Annotated in this window: 1 protein-coding gene; it reads right to left on the bottom strand. The window is 68.0% G+C overall.

What is annotated here, in order from left to right; translation table 11 throughout:
• Positions 1 to 478, bottom strand: a 478-nt coding sequence (locus CKO11_RS17330) for a transposase (protein ID WP_223641558.1), incomplete at both ends; no start/stop codon positions are given.

The following is a 478-nucleotide window of genomic DNA, read 5'->3' as shown; positions in this document are numbered from 1 at the left end:
CGCGGGCGAGTTCGGTGTGCGCCAGGACCTGCGTGCGCAGGGCATGGTGCAGGACGTACGCGGCGCAGGCGTAGAACAGCCGCAGGTGGTTGGCCAGGAAGCTGCGGTCGGAGGTGCGCTCGGCGAACAGGTCGTTCTTCCAGTGTTTGATGAAGTTTTCGTCCTGTCCGCGCGCGGTATAGAGATCGGCGTACAGCTGCTCGGGCTCGGGGTGCTGCAGGGAGGTCACGACGAACCGCGGGTTCCGGCCGGCCGCCATGACCTCGGCCTTGAGGGCCACTCGCGGGGCGATCAGCCACGAGCCCGCGGCGTAGGAGAGTTCGTGGTAGCTGCGCGTAGCCTGAGGCGGGGTGATGCCCATCCGCTGGGCCTCCGCGCAGCGGGCAGCGTGCATTTCGGCCGCGGCGTCGAGATATGGCCGGGCCTGCTCGTACAGCCGATTGTTGCCGGTCAGACCGACCAGGAAATCGGTGTTCGC

The sequence above is a fragment of the Rhodobacter sp. TJ_12 genome, assembly GCF_020023995.1.
Lineage (GTDB): Bacteria > Pseudomonadota > Alphaproteobacteria > Rhodobacterales > Rhodobacteraceae > Rhodobacter.
The sequence above is the reverse complement of the archived record's forward strand: the minus strand, read 5'-3'. Positions and strand labels throughout refer to the sequence as shown.